Origin of the sequence: Actinoplanes awajinensis subsp. mycoplanecinus (genome assembly GCF_001509495.1) — a bacterium.
Classification (GTDB): Bacteria; Actinomycetota; Actinomycetes; order Mycobacteriales; family Micromonosporaceae; genus Actinoplanes; species Actinoplanes palleronii.
Window position 1 is genome coordinate 1 of sequence record NZ_LLZH01000038.1, and the last position, 16,454, is coordinate 16,454.

At 71.6% G+C, this 16,454-nt stretch carries 14 protein-coding genes; 12 read left to right on the top strand and 2 right to left on the bottom strand.

Annotated elements, in window-relative coordinates; all coding sequences use genetic code 11:
- Positions 1 to 420 precede the first annotated feature (420 nt).
- Positions 421 to 2,397 (bottom strand): sulfatase-like hydrolase/transferase, encoded by a 1,977-nt coding sequence (locus tag ADL15_RS08515; RefSeq protein WP_232343961.1) that lies wholly within the window; start codon positions 2,395 to 2,397, stop codon positions 421 to 423.
- A gap of 104 nt (positions 2,398 to 2,501) precedes the next feature.
- Here ADL15_RS08515 and ADL15_RS08520 point away from each other — a divergent pair, with 104 nt between their 5' ends.
- The 11 genes from ADL15_RS08520 (at position 2,502) to ADL15_RS08570 (ending at position 14,093) form a co-directional block, all read left to right on the top strand.
- Positions 2,502 to 3,167: a hypothetical protein gene (locus tag ADL15_RS08520; RefSeq protein ID WP_157441246.1), complete on the top strand. Its 666-nt coding sequence runs from the start codon at positions 2,502 to 2,504 to the stop codon at positions 3,165 to 3,167.
- Positions 3,164 to 3,823 carry a hypothetical protein gene (locus ADL15_RS08525; protein ID WP_067686775.1) on the top strand — a complete coding sequence of 220 codons (660 nt, stop codon included), beginning with the start codon at positions 3,164 to 3,166 and terminating at the stop codon, positions 3,821 to 3,823. The genes ADL15_RS08520 and ADL15_RS08525 overlap by 4 nt, the downstream gene beginning before the upstream one ends.
- A 27-nt stretch (positions 3,824 to 3,850) precedes the next feature.
- Positions 3,851 to 4,822: a hypothetical protein gene (locus tag ADL15_RS55140; protein ID WP_067686777.1), complete on the top strand. Its 972-nt coding sequence runs from the start codon at positions 3,851 to 3,853 to the stop codon at positions 4,820 to 4,822.
- An 80-nt stretch (positions 4,823 to 4,902) separates the two neighbouring features.
- Positions 4,903 to 6,540, top strand: a complete 1,638-nt coding sequence (locus ADL15_RS08535; RefSeq protein WP_067686781.1) for an ABC transporter substrate-binding protein — start codon at positions 4,903 to 4,905, stop codon at positions 6,538 to 6,540.
- A complete protein-coding gene (locus ADL15_RS08540; protein WP_157441247.1) occupies positions 6,537 to 7,451 on the top strand; it encodes an ABC transporter permease in 915 nt (304 codons plus the stop codon). The genes ADL15_RS08535 and ADL15_RS08540 overlap by 4 nt, the downstream gene beginning before the upstream one ends.
- Before the next feature lie 3 nt (positions 7,452 to 7,454).
- Positions 7,455 to 8,306: an ABC transporter permease gene (locus ADL15_RS08545; RefSeq protein ID WP_067686809.1), complete on the top strand. Its 852-nt coding sequence runs from the start codon at positions 7,455 to 7,457 to the stop codon at positions 8,304 to 8,306.
- The gene (nikE, locus tag ADL15_RS08550) at positions 8,303 to 9,835 is read left to right on the top strand and encodes a nickel ABC transporter ATP-binding protein NikE (protein WP_067686784.1); all 1,533 of its coding nucleotides are present in this window, start codon (positions 8,303 to 8,305) and stop codon (positions 9,833 to 9,835) included. The genes ADL15_RS08545 and nikE overlap by 4 nt, the downstream gene beginning before the upstream one ends.
- Entirely contained in the window at positions 9,832 to 10,842 is a 1,011-nt protein-coding gene (locus ADL15_RS08555; RefSeq protein WP_067686788.1) for an LLM class flavin-dependent oxidoreductase, read from the top strand. Before nikE ends, ADL15_RS08555 begins: the two co-directional genes overlap by 4 nt.
- The gene (locus ADL15_RS08560; protein WP_198170645.1) at positions 10,835 to 12,103 is read left to right on the top strand and encodes an LLM class flavin-dependent oxidoreductase; all 1,269 of its coding nucleotides are present in this window, start codon (positions 10,835 to 10,837) and stop codon (positions 12,101 to 12,103) included. The genes ADL15_RS08555 and ADL15_RS08560 overlap by 8 nt, the downstream gene beginning before the upstream one ends.
- Positions 12,100 to 12,972: an LLM class flavin-dependent oxidoreductase gene (locus ADL15_RS08565; RefSeq protein ID WP_067686797.1), complete on the top strand. Its 873-nt coding sequence runs from the start codon at positions 12,100 to 12,102 to the stop codon at positions 12,970 to 12,972. The genes ADL15_RS08560 and ADL15_RS08565 overlap by 4 nt, the downstream gene beginning before the upstream one ends.
- Before the next feature lie 5 nt (positions 12,973 to 12,977).
- On the top strand, positions 12,978 to 14,093 hold the full coding sequence (locus ADL15_RS08570; protein WP_067686798.1) for an LLM class flavin-dependent oxidoreductase: 1,116 nt from the start codon (positions 12,978 to 12,980) through the stop codon (positions 14,091 to 14,093).
- 266 nt (positions 14,094 to 14,359) lie between these two features.
- Here ADL15_RS08570 and ADL15_RS08575 read toward each other — a convergent pair whose 3' ends face one another.
- On the bottom strand, positions 14,360 to 15,301 hold the full coding sequence (locus ADL15_RS08575; protein ID WP_067686800.1) for an NADP-dependent oxidoreductase: 942 nt from the start codon (positions 15,299 to 15,301) through the stop codon (positions 14,360 to 14,362).
- Between the two features lie 101 nt (positions 15,302 to 15,402).
- Between ADL15_RS08575 and ADL15_RS08580 the strand changes: the two genes are divergently transcribed.
- On the top strand, positions 15,403 to 15,762 hold the full coding sequence (locus ADL15_RS08580) for a winged helix-turn-helix transcriptional regulator (protein ID WP_067686803.1): 360 nt from the start codon (positions 15,403 to 15,405) through the stop codon (positions 15,760 to 15,762).
- The last annotated feature ends 692 nt before the right edge of the window (positions 15,763 to 16,454 follow it).

Genomic DNA, 16,454 nt, shown 5'->3' on the forward strand with positions numbered 1-16,454 from the left:
GGCTGTTTGCGTGGGGAGTTTGGGTGCGGAGCGCGCCGCAATTTCACACGCTTGCGGGGTTGGCTGTTTGCGTGGGGAGTTTGGGTGCGGAGCGCGCCGTAACTTCACACGCTTGCGGGGTTGGCTGTTTGCGTGGGGAGTTTGGGTGCGGGGGGCGCCGTAACTTCACACGCTGCGGGTGGGGTGCCGTGACTTCGCGCGGGTGGGGGAGGGGCGTGCGGCGCCGGTGGAGGTCGGCGCCGCACGCGGCTTTTGCGGGTGGTGATGTTGACTCAGCGGTCGTGACCCGCCACGGACGTCGCCCCGGAGGGATTCGCGTTCTGGCCGCGCCAGCGGCCTGCGAAGCCCGGAGGGGTCCCGGCGGGAGCGGCGGTCTGTACCCCAGCGGACGCACGACATCATGAATTTGATCTTGATGGGTCAGTGCTTGGTGCCTCCGGGGCCCATCGCGGTGAGGAACTTGTCGCGGAACGAGTTCATCGGCCAGACCGGGGCGTCCGGTGCCGGCTTGAGGCCGTCGGTCCAGCCCCAGTTGGCGATCCGGTCGAGCACCTTCGGGTCCTTGGCGACGATCGTGATCGGTACGTCGTGGCTGGCGTTCTCGCCGGTCACCACGGGTGACGGCTGGTGGTCGCCGAGGAAGACCATGACCAGGTTGTCGTCGCCGTAGGTGGTGATCCAGTCGACGAGGGTGGTGAGCGTGTACTGGATCGACTTGCCGTACTCCTGGCGGACCTTGGACGAGGCGGTCCAGATCTCCGCCTTGGTCGGCTGGTTGGCGACGATCGCGTTGTAGACCGACCCGTCGCCGACCTGGTCCCAGGGCATGAACTCGGGGATCGGCGCCCACGGCGTGTGGCTGGAGACCAGCGGCATCTCGATGAACAGCGGCCGGCGGCCGGCCTTCTGGTATTCGACCTGGCTGAACTGCTTCAGCGTGTACTGGTCGGGCATCGGCGCCCAGCTGAACTTGGGGCCGGCGTACCCGAGGTTGCGGGAGTCCCACACCCGGTCGAAGCCGTAGAAGTTGCCCTCCGGCCAGGCCCGGGTGGCGCCCGGCATCACGCTGACGGTGTCCCAGCCGGCCGACTTGAACAGGCTCGGCAGGGTGAGCCGGCTGCTGGCGGTGAGGTTCCGGTACCGGCCCTGGTTGTTGATCCACAGGCCGGACATCGTGGTGGAGTGCGCCAGCCAGCTGCCGCCGCCGAACGTCGGCGAGGTGAGCCAGCCGCTGCGGGAGCTGAACCCGGCCGCCTTGAGCTTCGCGGTGCCGTTGGTCAGGACGGGGTCGACACCCTCGGCCAGGTACGGCGACTCGACCGCGTTCCGCCCGTAGCTCTCGACGAACGTGAGCATCACGTCCTTGCCGGTCAGCCCGGTCAGCAGCTGGTTGCCGGGGACGTTCTGGAACGCGTCGATCTTCACTTCGCGGTTGAACGCGGCCTCGTTCTTGATGCCGGCCCGGGCCTGCGCGGCGCGATCCCAGGCGTAGCTGAACGTGGTGCGGGCCGCCATCGGGACGTTCGGGAGCAGCGTGGGCAGGCCGAGCACCAGGGCCAGGGCCCAGGCGACGGTGATGCCGCCGGCGGTGAACGCGGACTTGCGGCGGTCCTCGGCGAGCAGCGCGGCGACCCGCAGGCTGGCCCAGGTGGTCAGGCCGAGCACCACGGTGACCAGCAGCACGATGGCGGCGATCGCGCCGTACGCGCCGGCCGGTCCGTAGGACTCGTGCACGAAGTCGTAGGCGTCGTCGAAGAGCACCCAGTCGAGCACCGGGTCGAACGGCCGGGCGAGCACCTGGAAGAAGCCCATGTCCAGGCACTTCTCCAGGACCAGCCAGCCGAGCGTGACGCCGAACAGGGTGGCGAGCACGCGGCGGGGGCGGCGCGGCAGCACGATCAGCACCGCGATGCCGATGGCCGCCTCGATCGGGATCCGGGTGAAGTTGCCCAGGGTGAGCCGGCGCAGCACGTTCGGGAAGAGCAGCGCGGCGAAGACGATCAGGCAGGCGAGGGTGGTCAGGCTGCGGCTGACCGCGGTGTGCCGGAAGAAGCGGCGTACCCGGCCGGGCGGCTTCGGTCCGGACCGCTCGGTCCCGGCCTCGGGGCCCTCCACGGCCTCGACGACGGTCACCTCGGGGGCGGTCTCGGTCTGCGGAGCAGCCGTGGCCGCTTCAGCAACAGGCTCGGTCGCCGCGGCGGCCGGGGTCGCCGCGGCAACCGCGGCAACCGGGGCGGCCGGGGCGGCCGGGGCGGCCGGGGCCGCCTCGGAAGAGGCGGTCAGGGGCGCGGCGGGCGCGGCGGGCGCTGCTTCAGCGGCGCCGGCGGGGGCGGGCGTCGCCGGCGAACCCGGCTCGTCGTCCGGGTTCTGCTGATCGGCAAGGTCTGTCTGTGACACGTCTGTGGGAACGCGTGTCCGCCCCGGATGGTTCAGCGTCGTGACGAACTTGCTGATCTCCCGTACCCTGTTGATCTTCTTGAAGATCGACGGGAACGGGCACGATGACAGCTCGGACGACACTCGTGATCCCGGCCGATCGGCTCAGTTCCCTGCGGATCCCGGCACTGGCCGTGGACACCGGCGGTCCCGACCCGGTCTGGGTCGACATCCCGCTGGGCGGGGTGGCCGGTTCCGGCACGATGCGGGTCCCGCTCGCCGCGCGCAGTGTGAAACAGGCGGGCCGCCGTCTCCTCGAGTTCCGGTACCGCCCGCTGGTCGGCTGGCTGCTGTTCGCCGCCTACCTGGTCGCGGCCGAGGTGTTCGTCCGGAGTGATGGCGGGCCTTGGTACGGGGCCTGGATTCTGGGATTCATCGGTGCCTGGTCCGTGATCAGCAGGCGGCGGCCGGAGCAGGTGCCGTACCGGACCTACCGCGGTGAGGTGGTGCTGCCGGAGATGGACCCGGCGACGGCCCGGCAGTGGACCGAACTGAACCCGGACGTCCGGATGACCGGGAAGACGGTGACCCGGGCGCATGCGCCGCGCTTCTACGCTGTGTGGGCGGTGGTGCTGCTGCTGCTCGGTTCGATCGGGGCCGGTGTGCTGCTGGCGAACGACGGTCACGAGCAGTCGGTCGCCGTCTGGTTCGCGCTGCCGGTGATCTTCGTCAGCGGGGTGCGCACCGCACGGAGAATCCGCCCGCACCGAGCGTTGAGGTATGCACGATGACCGACCGGACGACACTCGTCATCCCCGCCGACCGGGTGGCCACCCTGGAGATCCCGGCGCTGGCGCTGGACACCGGTACGCCCGGCCCGGAGTGGCTGGACATCCCGGTGAGCATCTGGGTGTTCCGGCGCAAGCCCAGCATGCGGCTACCGTTCAGCCCGCAGGTGGCCGCCAAGGCCCGCTGGCGGATCCGGTTCGCCCCGTATCTGACCGGCGGGGGCCTGGCCTCGATGCTCGGGTACGTCGCGTTGGCCTTCGGCGGCTGGACGCACTGGGGGTTCCTCCTGATAGCGGCCGCGTTCGGGACGTCGATGCTGTCCTATCAACGGGTGATCCGGCAGTTGCCGGCTCGCACCCATGACGGTGGCCTCCGGCTGCCCGAGGTCCCGGCCGAGGTCGCTCGGAGCTGGCAGGACGCCAACCCCGGCCTGACCGAGACCACCGAGCCCGCACCGCACCGGTACTCCCGCCGGGTCTACGGTCTGGCCGCGCTCGGTCTGGTGCTGGCCGGGATCCTGCTCGTGGTGATCATCGCCAACGACGGCATCGCGGACTTCTACCTGGTCTTCGTGGCTGCTGCCCTGCTGGCCGCCGGCCTGATGGCGGCGCTGAAGATGCTGCCGCCCGGCTACCTCCGTTTCGACCGTCGCACGTAGGGTCCACAAAGGACTACGCTCGGCAGCGTGCGTGGTGGACTGCTCTCCCTGCTGCTCAAGATTGTCGCGTTGTGGTTCGCCGCGACGCTGCTGGCCTGGCCGGCCGCGGTGCTGACGGTCCCGGCGACGCCGGGCGAGCCCGACCGGCAGCTGGGCTGGGCCGTGCTCTGGCTGCTGCTGACGCCGGCCACCGCCCTCGCCACGGCGTGGTGGTACCGGCCGGACCGGCTCGGGCTCCGGCCGCTGCCGTTGCTCGGCCGGGCCGCCGGGGTGCTGGCCGCGCCGGCGCTGACCGTGGTCGCCTGGGACGCGGCCGGCATGCCGTGGTGGAGCGTGCCCGGGCTGGCCGGTGGGAACGTGGTGGTCGCGGTGCTCGCCTGCATCCTGGCCTGGGCCGCGCTGGACCGGTTGCCGCCGGCCTACCTGGCCGTCGCCGGGGTGGTGGCGCTGGCCGGCGCGGCCGGGCTGGGCGCGGCCACCGGGGCGGAGAGCGCGGTCGCGGTGGTGACCGGGTCGACGACCACGACCGGGTCCCGGGTGTGGATCGGGGTGGCGCTGGCGATCGTGCAGCTGGTGGCGCTGGCCGTGGTCGGGCTGGCCGGCTGGCGGCTGTTCGACCAGTGGCGGACCGGGACGCTGAGCCACGCGACCGACCGCAGGCAGGGGCACTGGCCGCCGAAGCCGGGCCAGATCTGGTACGCGGACGTGCCGTTCGCCGAGTCGGACGACTCGAAGGACCGCCCGGTGCTGGTGCTGCGCACGGCCGGGCGGCAGGCCGAGGTCCTGAAGATCACCAGCCAGGACAAGTCGAAGTATCCGCAGCACTACCTGTTCCTGCCGTATGCGAAGTGGCACCGGGTGCTGGACCGGGACAGCTGGCTGGAGCTGCGGCCGCAGCGGCTGGACTATCCGCGCTTCCGGAACCTGCGCGGGCTCGCCCGGTTCGGCACCGTGCGTGCGGTGAAGGGCCGGGAGGATGCGGCGAAAGCCGCCGCCTGAGTGACCACGGTGTCACGGACGTCATAGCCTCTTGCAGGTTTCCTATTTTACCTATAGGAAATAGGGAGAGGAGGTCGTCCATGCGCCGCATCCGCGTGACCGTCGCTAGTCTTGTCGCCACGTCTCTCTTGGTTCTGGCCGGTTGTTCGGCCGAGTCGTCCGGCAGCGCCGCCGACGCCGGCAAACCCGTCAGCGGTGGTTCGCTGACCTGGGCCGTCGAAACCGAGCCGATCACGTTCAACCCGCACCTCTACGCGCAGGCCAAGGCCCGGCTGCTGGTCTGGAACAGCTTCGAGGCCCTGCTCACCCACGATGACAAGGGCGGCTACCTGCCCTGGCTGGCCACCGGATACGAGGTGTCCGCCGACGGCAAGACGTACACCTTCACGCTGCGCACCGGGGTGACCTTCAGCGACGGCACCGCGTTCGACGCGGCCGCGGTCAAGGCGAACGTCGACCAGCTGCGCGTCGCTGGATACGCCCCGACGGTCGCCGCCGTGCAGCTGAAGAACCTGGCCACGGTCGAGGCCAAGGACGCCTCCACCGTCGTCTTCCAGCTGACCGAGCCGGACGTGCTGATCCTGGACTTCCTCTCCTCGCCGCAGGGCGCCCAGGTGTCGCCCGCGTCGCTCAAGGCCGCCAAGAACCTCAAGGCCGGCGGTCCCGAGCTGGCCGGCACCGGCCCGTTCATCCTGGACAGCTACACCCCGGGCCAGCAGGTCCACTTCAAGAAGAACCCGGCGTACGACTGGGCGCCCGCCAACGCCGGGCACACCGGTCCCGCCTACCTCGACGAGATCACCTACCGGTTCCTCAAGGAGTCCTCGGTGCGCGTCGGCGCGCTGACCTCCGGGCAGGTGCAGGTGATCGAGGGCGTGCCGGCCACCGACGAGTCGCTGATCAGCGCGAGCCCGAACCTGAGCCTGCAGCGCGGGCTCAACTCCGGGTCGGCGTACTCGTACTACTTCAACACCGCGCACGCGCCGTTCGACGACGTCCGGGTCCGGCAGGCGTTCCGCGAGGCCCTGGACGTGCCCGCGGTGCTCACCGGGGTCTACCGGACCACCGCGACCCGGGCCTGGAGCGTGATCGGACCGACCAGTCCGTTCTACGACAAGACCCTGGAGGGCACGTACAGCGGAGACGCGGCACAGGCGAACACGCTGCTCGACGAGGCGGGCTGGGCGACCAAGGACCCGGAGGGCTTCCGGACCAAGGACGGCAAGCGCCTGACCGTACGACTGGTGCAGTCCGCGCCGTTCGTCCGGGACCGCCGGGACGTGCTGGCCCAGGCGATCCAGGCCGCGGTCAAGCAGAGCGCCGGCATCGACCTGCAGGTTCAGCTCGTCGACCAGGGCACCGCCACCAAGGCGCTGGCCGACGGCGAGTACGAGGTCTTCGACAACTCCCGCGCCGACACCGACGCCGGCGCCGCCCTGAACCTGCTGCTCTACTCGACCGGCGCGATCAACCGGACCGGCGTCAAGAACCCGGACCTGGACAAGCTGCTCGACGACGCGGTGGCCACCACGGATGTGGCGAAGCGGACCGCGACGTACCGGGCCCTGCAGCAGCTGGTGATCACCGATCAGGCGCTGGTGTTCCCGCTCTACGCGCCGCAGGACCAGATCGCCGCGGCCAAGACGGTCGGCGGGGTCGGCTTCGAACCGACCGCCGGGGTGCCGGGCAGCGCCTACCGCCTCTGGCTGAGCAAGTGACCAGGGCGATCCTGCGCCGGGTGGGCGCCGGGGTGCTGGTCCTCTGGGCCGCTGCCACCGCCGCCTACCTGGCGCTGCTCGCCGCGCCGGGCGACACGGTCGACGCCATCATCGGTGACGGCGCCGACAGCCCGCTGATCCGCTCGCAGATCATCCAGGAGTGGCACCTCGACCGCCCGGCCGTGGTGCAGTATTTCGACTTCCTCTGGCGCGCGGTCCAGGGTGACCTGGGCCGGTCGTACCTGCTGCAGCGGCCGGTCGCCGAGGTGATCGGCGGCCAGCTCGGGCCGACGCTGCAGCTGGCCGCGACCGCGGCCGGGTTCGGCATCGTGCTCGCGCTGGTGCTGGCCGTCGTCGCCCGGCGGCCCTGGGTGCGCCGGCTCAGCTCGACCACCGAGCTGGTCCTGGTCTCCACCCCGCCGTTCCTGATCGGGATCGTGCTGCTCAGCCTGTTCTCGTTCCGGCTCGGCTGGTTCCCGGTCTCCGGCGCGCAGGGTGCCGCCGCGCTGGTGCTGCCGGCGATCACGATGGGCCTGCCGATCGCCGGGACCCTGGCGCAGGTGCTGCGCGACGGGCTGGACCGGGCGCTGGACGAGCCGTTCGCGGTCACCGCCCGGGCCCGTGGGCTGCGGGAGAGCGCGGTGCTGGTCCGGCACGCGCTCAAGCACGCGCTGCTGCCGACGGTGACCATGCTCGGCTGGTCGTTCGGGGTGCTGATCGGCGGCACCGTGATCATCGAGCAGGTCTTCGGCCGTCCCGGACTCGGCCAGGTCACCGTGCAGGCGGTGAACGCCAGCGACCTGCCGGTGGTGCTGGCCGTGGTGATCCTGGCCGCCACGGTGTTCGTCGTGGTCAACACGCTGACCGACCTGGCCTACCTGGTGATCGACCCGCGGCTGAGGAGGAGTTGAGTGATGACCATCGCCCTGATCCGGCCGATGGCGGCCCGCCTCACCTGGCGGGTGCCCCGGCCCGGCGTCACCGCCGCCGCGCTGTTCCTGCTGGTCGCGCTGACCTCGGCGGTGTGGCCGTCGCTGTTCGCCGGCGACCCCCTGGCCGCCGACCCGCTGCACGTGCTGGAGGGGCCGTCCGGGCAGCACTGGTTCGGCACCGACCAGCTCGGCCGGGACGTCTTCGACCGGGTGGTGCACGGCGCCCGGCACTCACTGACCATCGGCGTCTCCGCGATCGTCATCGCGGTCGGCGCCGGCATCCTGCTCGGCCTGATCGCCGGGCTCAGCCACCGGATCGCCGACGAGGCGCTGAGCCGCTCGTTCGACGCGCTGTCCGCGTTCCCGCTCGTGCTGCTCGCGCTGCTGTTCATCGCGATTGCCGGTACCGGCACCACCAGCCTGATCGTGGCGATCGGGGTGGCACTGGTGCCGCACTTCGCCCGGGTGGTGCGGGCGCAGACGTTCGTGGTGCGCCGCGCCGCGTACGTCACGCACGCCGTCGCGTTCGGCGCCGGCCGGGCCCGCCTGGTGGTGCGGCACGTGCTGCCCAACGTGCTCGGCCCGATCCCGGTGCTCGCCGTGATCGGTCTCGGCGAGGCGATCCTGCTCGCCGCCGGGCTGAGCTTCCTCGGGATGGGACCGCAACCACCCTCGCCGGAATGGGGCGCGATGATCTCCGAAGGCCGCGGGTACCTGCACATCGCCTGGTGGACGTCGATCCTGCCGGGCGCCGTGGTCACCGCCACGATCATCTCGCTGACCGTGGCCGGGCGCTTCCTGCAGCGCCGGTTCGAGGGACGGGACCTCACATGATCAACGTCGAGGACCTGCGGGTCACGTTCCACCTGCCCCGGCGGACCGTCGAGGCGGTGCGCGGGGTCAGCTTCACCGTCGAGCCCGGCGAGTGCGTCGCGATCGTCGGCGAGTCCGGCTCCGGCAAGAGCGTCACCGCCCGCAGCCTGGTCGGCCTGGCCGGTCCGGGCGCGCGGGTGGACGCGACCCGGCTCGAGGTCGACGGTCAGGACGCGCGCCGCTTCGCGCCCCGCGACTGGCGCCGGCTGCGCGGCGGCTTCGCCGGACTGGTGCTCCAGGACGCGCTGGTCTCTCTCGATCCGCTGCGCACGGTGGGCGCGGAGATCGGCGAGGTCCTGCGGGTCCACGGTCAGGGTTCGAGGCTGTTTCGTACGAAACAGGTGCACCGCCTGCTCACCGAGGTGCACGTCCCCGAGCCGGAACGCCGCGCGACGCAGTACCCGCACCAGCTCTCCGGGGGCCTGCGCCAGCGCGCGCTGATCGCCTCCGCGCTGGCCGGCGGCCCGAAACTGCTGATCGCGGACGAGCCGACCACCGCCCTGGACGCCACCGTGCAGGCCCAGATCCTGACGCTGCTCGCCGAGCGGCGCGCGGCCGGCGAGACGCTGCTGCTGATCAGCCACGACCTGGCCGTGGTGTCGCGACTCGCCGACCGGATCCTGGTGATGAAGGACGGGCGGCTCGTGGAGTCCGGGCCGTCGCGGGTGCTGCTGACCGGTGCTGATCACCCGTACACCAGGGAATTGATCGCGGCCGCGACCGGTCGCCGCCGGGAGCGTGCCGCCGAACCCGGACCGGTGGTCGCCGAAGCGTCCGCGCTGCGCAAGGTCTACGGCGGCCGGACGGTGGTCCGCGACGTCGGCCTGAGCATCCGGCGCGGGGAGATCGTCGGGCTCGTCGGCGAGTCCGGCTCCGGCAAGACCACCGTGGCCCAGCTGCTGTTCGGGCTGGTCGAGCCGACCTCCGGGAGCGTGACGTTCGAGGGCGCCCGCTTCAGCGGGGTGCCGGAACGGGCCCGCCGGGCGCTGCGCCGCAAGCTGCAGTTCATCGCGCAGGACCCGCTGTCGGCGTTCGACCCGCGCTGGACCGTGCGGCGGATCGTGGCCGAGGCCCTGCCGCGCGGCGCGACCGTGACACCGCTGCTGGAGCGGGTCGGGCTCGGCGAGGACGTCCTCGACCGGTACCCGCGGCAGCTCTCCGGCGGGCAGCGGCAGCGGGTCGCGATCGCCCGGGCCCTCGCCCCGCGACCGAGTCTGATCATCTGCGACGAGCCGGTGTCCGCGCTGGACGTCTCGGTGCAGGCGCAGGTGCTCGACCTGCTCGCCGAGATCCGCGAACGGGACGGGACCGCGCTGCTGTTCATCTCGCACGACCTCGGTGTGATCCGGGACCTGGCCGACCGGGTGCTGGTCATGCACGACGGGCGGGTGGTGGAGGAGGGCGACGTCGCGGCCGTCTTCGACCGGCCCGGCCACGAGTACACCCGGAAACTGCTCGACGCCGTACCGAAACTGGAGGTTCCGGCATGACACTGCACGTGGCGGTCGCCCTGAACGGGTCATCGTTCGACGCGTCCCGATGGGTCGACCAGATCCGTCAGGCGGACGAGGCGAGGATCGACTTCGCGACCTTCGACGACACGTTCGGCCGGTCGGGCCCGGACGCGGTGCTGGTGGCGTCGCGGGTGGCGCCGCTGACCCGGTCCATCGGGCTCGTGCCGGTGGCCACGACCACGCACACCGAGCCGTTCCACCTGTCCACCGCGCTGGCCACGCTCGACCACGTCAGTCACGGCCGGGCCGGCTGGCAGGTGCGGATCTCCGCCGACCCGGCCGAGGCGGAGCTGCTCGGGCGGCGGGCGCCCCTCGGTGTCGACGACCTGATCAGCGAGGCGGCCGACGCGGTCGAGGTGGTGCGCCGGCTCTGGGACAGCTGGCAGGACGACGCGATCATCAAGGACGTCCCGACCGGCCGGTACATCGACCGGGACCGGCTGCACTACATCGACTTCACCGGGGAGCACTTCACCGTGAAGGGGCCGTCGATCGTGCCGCGGCCGCCGCAGGGGCAGCCGGTGATCGCGGCACTCGCGCACGCCGCACAGATCTGGGACCGGCTCGACGTCGACGTGTACTTCACGACGCCGTCCGACGTGGACAGCGCCGCGACGATCGTGCGCCAGATTCGCGCCCATGGGCGTACCGATAAATTGGTTTTTGCTGATCTTGTGGTGTTCCTCGCCGCGGATCAGGAGACCGCGATCCGCCGCCGGGCCGCGACCACCTCGGACGCCGCGGTCTTCGCCGGCACGCCGGAGCAGCTCGCCGGCCTGATCGCCGGCTGGGAACCGTCCGGGATCAGCGGCATCCGGCTGCGGCCCGGCGACGACGCCCACGACCTCACCGCGATCACCCGGGACCTGATCCCGCTGCTGCGGGAGCGCGGCCTGTTCACGCCGTCCGCCGAGCCGGACCTGCGCACCCGCCTCGGCCTGCCGGTGGCCGTCAACCGTTATGAAGGAGCCGCACGTGCCTAAGCAGATCATCCTGGCGGCGCACTTCCCGGGCGTGAACAACACGACGGTCTGGAGCGACCCGCGGGCCGGCAGCCAGATCGACTTCGGGTCGTTCGAGTACCTGGCCCGCACCGCCGAGCGCGGCCTGTTCGACTTCTTCTTCCTGGCCGAGGGCCTGCGCCTGCGCGAACAGCGCGGGCTGATCCACGACCTGGACGTGGTCGGCCGCCCGGACACGCTGACCGTGCTGACCGCCCTGGCCGCGGTGACGACGCACCTGGGGCTGGCCGGGACGCTGAACGCCACCTACCACGAGCCCTACGAGCTGGCCCGCCAGCTGGCCACACTCGACCACCTGTCCGGCGGCCGGGCCGCGTGGAACGTGGTCACCTCGCCCGGCGCGTTCTTCGGCGAGAACTTCCGGCGCGGCGGGTTCCTCGACCACGCCGACCGGTACGTCCGGGCCGGCGAGTTCATCCAGGCGGCCCGCACGCTGTGGGACACCGACGGCGGCGACTTCCACATCCAGAGCTCGCAGTTCGACATCAAGGGCCGGTTCGGGGTGCCGCGCAGCCCGCAGGGCCACCCGGTGATCCTGCAGGCCGGCGACTCGGACGGCGGCCGGGAGCTGTCCGCCCGGCACTCCGACGCGATCTTCTCCCGGCACCACCAGCTGGCCGACGCGCAGGAGTTCTACCGGGACGTGAAGGGCCGCCTTTCGCAATACGGCCGGTCTGCCGACTCGTTGAAGATCATTCCGGGGGTCTCCTACGTGCTCGGCGACAGTGATGCCGACGCGCAGGAGAAGGCTCATCACATCCGGCGGCAGCAGGTCAGTCCGCAGACCGCGATCCTGCTGCTGGAGCAGCTGTGGAACCGGGACCTCTCGGCCTATGACCCGGAAGGGCCGCTGCCCTCGGCCGACCCGCTGCTTGACGAGGACGAGACGATCATCAAGGGCCGGGCCGGCATGTACCCGGACCGGCTGAAGACCGCGGCCGAGTGGCGGGCGCGCGCCGAGGCGAAGAACCTCTCGATCCGGGATCTGATCATCGAGGTGACCGGTCGGCAGAACTTCATCGGCACCGCGTCCTCGGTCGCCGCCTCGCTGAACGAATACGTCCAGACCGACGCGTGCGACGGGTTCATCCTGGTCTCGCACCTGACCCCGACCGGGCTTGACGACTTCGTCGACCAGGTGGTCCCGTTGCTGCAGGAACGCGGTGTGTTCCGGACGTCGTACGAGGCCACCACCCTGCGCGGCAACCTGGGGCTGGCATGAGATTCCTGCTGCTCACCCTGATCACCTACTTCGACCACACGAAGAGCCCGGCCACCCGGCTGCGCGAGGTGGTCGACAGCGCGGTCCTCGGCGAACAGCTCGGCTTCGACGGGTTCGCCGTGGGGGAGCGGCACGAGCGGCCGTTCCTCTCCTCGGCCCCACCGGTCGTGCTGAGCCACATCGCCGCGAAGACGTCGACGATCCAGCTGTGGACCGGGGTCACCACGCTCAGCCTGCTCGACCCGGTCCGGGCGTTCGAGGACTACAGCACCCTGGACAACCTCTCCGGCGGCCGGCTGGAACTGATCGTCGGCAAGGGCAACGGGACCGCGCAGGCCGAACTGTTCCACGTCACCGTCGAGGACCAGTGGGACCGGCAGCGGGAGAGCTACGAGCTGTTCCGCAGGCTCTGGCGCGAGCCGAAAGTGACCTGGGAGGGGAAGTTCCGGCCGTCGCTGACCGACGCGGAGACCTGGCCGCGGCCGTTGCAGCCGGAGATCCCGATCTGGCACGGCAGCGCGACCAGCAAGGCGTCGGTCGAGCTGGCCGCGCGGTACGGCGACCCGCTCTTCTCGGCCAACGTGACGAACCCGATCGAGCCCTATGCCGATCTGATCGACTACTACCGGGAGCGCTGGGCCTTTCACGGCCACGACCCGGCGAAGATCCGGATCGAGCGCAGCTCCGCGCTGGTCGGCAGCCCGCAGCAGATCATCGACAAGGTGCACCGCTACCACGAACGGTTCGGCCACGAGATCACCCACCTGGCCGCGGAGACCGAAGGCCTGACCGAGAAGCAGCAGCGGGCCAGTCTCGAACTGTTCGCCGGCGAGGTCGCCCCCGTGTTACGCCCGCTGAAAGGTCGGTAAGAGCCATGCCCGTACCCCTCTCGATCCTCGACCTCGCGCCGCTGGTGTCCGGCGGCGACGTCGGCGACGCCCTGCGGCGGACCCTGGACCTGGCCCGCAGCGCCGAGCACTTCGGCTACCACCGGTACTGGGTGGCCGAACACCATTTCACCCCGGGTGTGGCGTCGGCACAGCCGGCGCTGCTGCTCGGGCAGCTGGCCGCGGTGACCGAGCGGATCCGGCTCGGGTCCGGTGCGGTGCAGACCGGGCATCAGACCGCGCTCTCCATCGTGGAGCAGTTCGGGTTGCTGGACGCGCTCTACCCGGGGCGGTTCGACCTCGGGCTGGGCCGGTCCGGTCAGGCGAAGAAGGAGGCGTTGCGGGTTTCTGCGTCTTTTGTCGAGACGCGCGAGGAAGTCGTCGACGGCCTGCTGATCCCCAAGCCGTTCTCCTGGGCGCCGATCTTCGCCTCGGATCGGACCGCGCTCGCCAGCAGCCTGCTGTCCCAGCCCGGCGCGGAACCACTCGGGCTGACCGAGATCCTCGACCAGATCGACGGGCTGCTGGCCGGCCCGTACCCGGACGGCAAGGGCAACGAGGTCACCGCGGTTCCCGGCGCCGGCGCCGACCTGGAGGTGTGGCTGCTGGGCAGCAGCGGCGGGGAGAGCGCGCGCACGGCGGGGGCCCGGGGCCTGCCGTTCGCGGCGAACTACCACGTGGCGCCGGCCAAGGTCCTCGAGGCGGCGGCGGCCTACCAGGCGTCCTTCGTGCCGTCGGCGACCCGCGACAAGCCGCACCTGATGGTCTCGGCCGACGTCGTCGTGGCGGAGGACGACGAGACCGCGCGGCGGCTGGCCGCGCCGTATGCCCTCTGGGTGCGCAGCATCCGGACCGGGCTGGGCGCGGTGCCCTACCCGAGCGAGGAGGAGGCGGCCGCCTTCACGTGGACCGATCACGACCGTGACCTGGTCGCGGATCGGGTGGCGACCCAGTTCGTCGGTTCGCCGGCGACGGTCGCCGCCCAGCTGGAGACCCTGCGGCGGGTCACCGGCGCCGACGAACTCCTGATCACCACGATCACCCACCGGCACGCGGACCGGGTCCGCTCCTTCGAACTGCTGGCCAAGGAGTGGGCAGGGTAGGCGGTCCGGCTCCGCGTCACCCCTTTTACGGTACGAATACGGAGCGGCCGTCCGCAGGCTACGAGCCGCGTCCCGTGGTGGTCTCGCGCTGCGCAGTCCCGGCGCCTGGTCCGCAGCGCGCCTGCGGAACCCGGCTGGTTCTCCGGGGTGCCTCCGGGTGGTCGAGACACCCCTGAGCACCAGCCGGGGCCGGGGGCGCGCCTCGGCCCGGACGGGCGCGGTGTCGCGCCTCGGCTTACCACCGCGCCCGGCTCACCGCTGCGGGATCAGATCTCCAGGACGAGCTTGCCCCGGGTGCGGCCGGTGGCCATCAGGCGGTGGGCCTCGGCGGCCTCGGCCAGTGGCAGCACCGCGGCGACCTCGACGTGCACGTGTCCGGAATCGATCAACTGGGCGATCGTGGCCAGGGCCGGGCCGTCCGGCTCGACCAGGAACGGGACGGCGCGGACGCCGGCCGCCTCGGCTGCCTCGGCGACGGCCGGGGCGACACCGGCCGGGATCGCGATCAGCAGACCGCCGGGAGCGAGCGCGGCGATGGACCGCACTCCGGTGTCCACGTCACCGACCAGGTCCAGAACCACATCGACGTCCTTGGCGGCCTCCTCGAAGCGGGTCGTGGAGTAGTCGATCACCTCGTCCGCGCCCAGGGTCCGCAGCCACTCGTGGTTGGCCGCGCGGGACGTGCCGATCACGTGCGCGCCCAGGTGCTTGGCGAACTGCACGGCGAAGTGCCCGACCCCGCCGGCCGCGGCGTGCACCAGAACCCGCTGTCCGGGTGTGATCGTGGTCGCGGCGGTCAGTGCCTGCCACGCGGTCAGGGCGGCGAGCGGCACGGCGGCGGCCGCGGTGTGGCCTACCGAGGCGGGTTTGCGGACGAACTGGCGGGACGGGGCAGTGACGTACTCAGCGTAGGCGGCGGCCTGGCGGGGGAACCACGGCATGCCGTAGACCTCGTCGCCGACCGCGAGGGTGTGCACGCCGAAACCGACCGCCTCGACCATCCCGGACACGTCCCAGCCCAGCACGAACGGCGGCGTACCGAGAACGCCGGCCATCCCGGCGCCCTCCCGGGTCTTGTAGTCGACCGGGTTCACCCCGGCCGCGACCACCCGGACCAGCACCTCGGTCGGCAGCGGTTCGGGCCGGTCCACCTCGGTCACCCGGAGCACCGACGGACCACCGAACTCCTGCTGCGTGACGGCTCGCATGACGTTTCCTTCCGAACGGGGGAGCAACGCCGGAAAGCTATCCCCGGAGCGGTAGTTACCCGCAAGGGCGGCTACTATCCATCGGAAAGTAAGGAGGTCAGATGACCAGCACCTGCGCCACCGGCGAACACGACAAGCACGACGTCTTCGCCGAACTGTGCCCCTGCCGCGGCCTGCTCGACCTGATCGCCAACAAGTGGACGACGCTGGCGGTCGGCGCCCTCGAGAACGGCCCGCTGCGCTTCGGCGCCCTGCAGCGCCACATGGAGGGCATCAGCCCCAAGGTCCTCACTCAGACGTTGCGCCGCATGGAGGACGCCGGCCTGCTGACCCGCACGGTCTACCCGGCGGTCCCCCTGCACGTCGAATACGAACTGACCCCGCTCGGCGCGAGCCTGATCCTCCCGTTGCGAGGACTCCGGGACTGGGCCGAAACCCACCTCCACGACCTGACCATCTAGCCCACCCGCACCCCCCGCGGCCCCACCTCCAGATCCGCGCCCGGGTCTGCCTCGGGTGGCTGGCCAGGCAGGGTTGACGCTGGGCGCGGTCCGGTGCGCCGCTGACTGCCCGCGGCCGGGCGCGACTGTCCTGAAATAAGGGCGCCTGGTCCTGCCAGCCGGTCACCCCAGGTTGTCGGCGGCGCCACGCATCCCGGCGCCCCCCTTGCCGCGCAATGTCCTGTGCCCCAGGGGCGGTGCCGGCGCGCGATGCGACCCTGGCTGGTGCTGGTGGTGGTATCAGCGGCCGGGACACCACCACCAGCACCAGCCGAGGACATCCCATGCCGCTCAGCCTATTTTGATCTCGGTGGGGCTCTGCGGTCTTGGGGTGGTTCCCGATGTGTTCGGGTGCAGGTGGGTGGGGTGTTGTTGGGGGCCGGGATGTCCAGTCGCTCGGTGTTGTTGTAACGGTCAGCGTGGGTGATCGATGCGGGTGGGGCGGCCGGAGTCCGCGCTCGGCGTCGGCGGGGCGGCAGGGGTCCGCGCTCGGCACCGGTGGGGCGGCAGGGGTCCGCGCTCGGCGTTGAAGGGGCGGCCGGGGTCCGCGCGGGGCACCGGTGGGGCGGTGGAAGTCCGCGGTCGGTCGGGTTCGGGGCGGTGGCGGTCCGCGGTCGGGTTGTGCGTGCGGCTAGCGCCCCCAGGTGGGCGGT

Coding starts and splice junctions, on each gene's coding strand:
- ADL15_RS08520 (WP_157441246.1), top strand. CDS start 2,502: ATGACAGCTCGGACGACACTCGTGATCCCGGCCGATCGGCTCAGTTCC.
- ADL15_RS08525 (WP_067686775.1), top strand. CDS start 3,164: ATGACCGACCGGACGACACTCGTCATCCCCGCCGACCGGGTGGCCACC.
- ADL15_RS08535 (WP_067686781.1), top strand. CDS start 4,903: ATGCGCCGCATCCGCGTGACCGTCGCTAGTCTTGTCGCCACGTCTCTC.
- ADL15_RS08545 (WP_067686809.1), top strand. CDS start 7,455: ATGACCATCGCCCTGATCCGGCCGATGGCGGCCCGCCTCACCTGGCGG.
- nikE (WP_067686784.1), top strand. CDS start 8,303: ATGATCAACGTCGAGGACCTGCGGGTCACGTTCCACCTGCCCCGGCGG.
- ADL15_RS08555 (WP_067686788.1), top strand. CDS start 9,832: ATGACACTGCACGTGGCGGTCGCCCTGAACGGGTCATCGTTCGACGCG.
- ADL15_RS08565 (WP_067686797.1), top strand. CDS start 12,100: ATGAGATTCCTGCTGCTCACCCTGATCACCTACTTCGACCACACGAAG.
- ADL15_RS08570 (WP_067686798.1), top strand. CDS start 12,978: ATGCCCGTACCCCTCTCGATCCTCGACCTCGCGCCGCTGGTGTCCGGC.
- ADL15_RS08575 (WP_067686800.1), bottom strand. CDS start 15,301: ATGCGAGCCGTCACGCAGCAGGAGTTCGGTGGTCCGTCGGTGCTCCGG.
- ADL15_RS08580 (WP_067686803.1), top strand. CDS start 15,403: ATGACCAGCACCTGCGCCACCGGCGAACACGACAAGCACGACGTCTTC.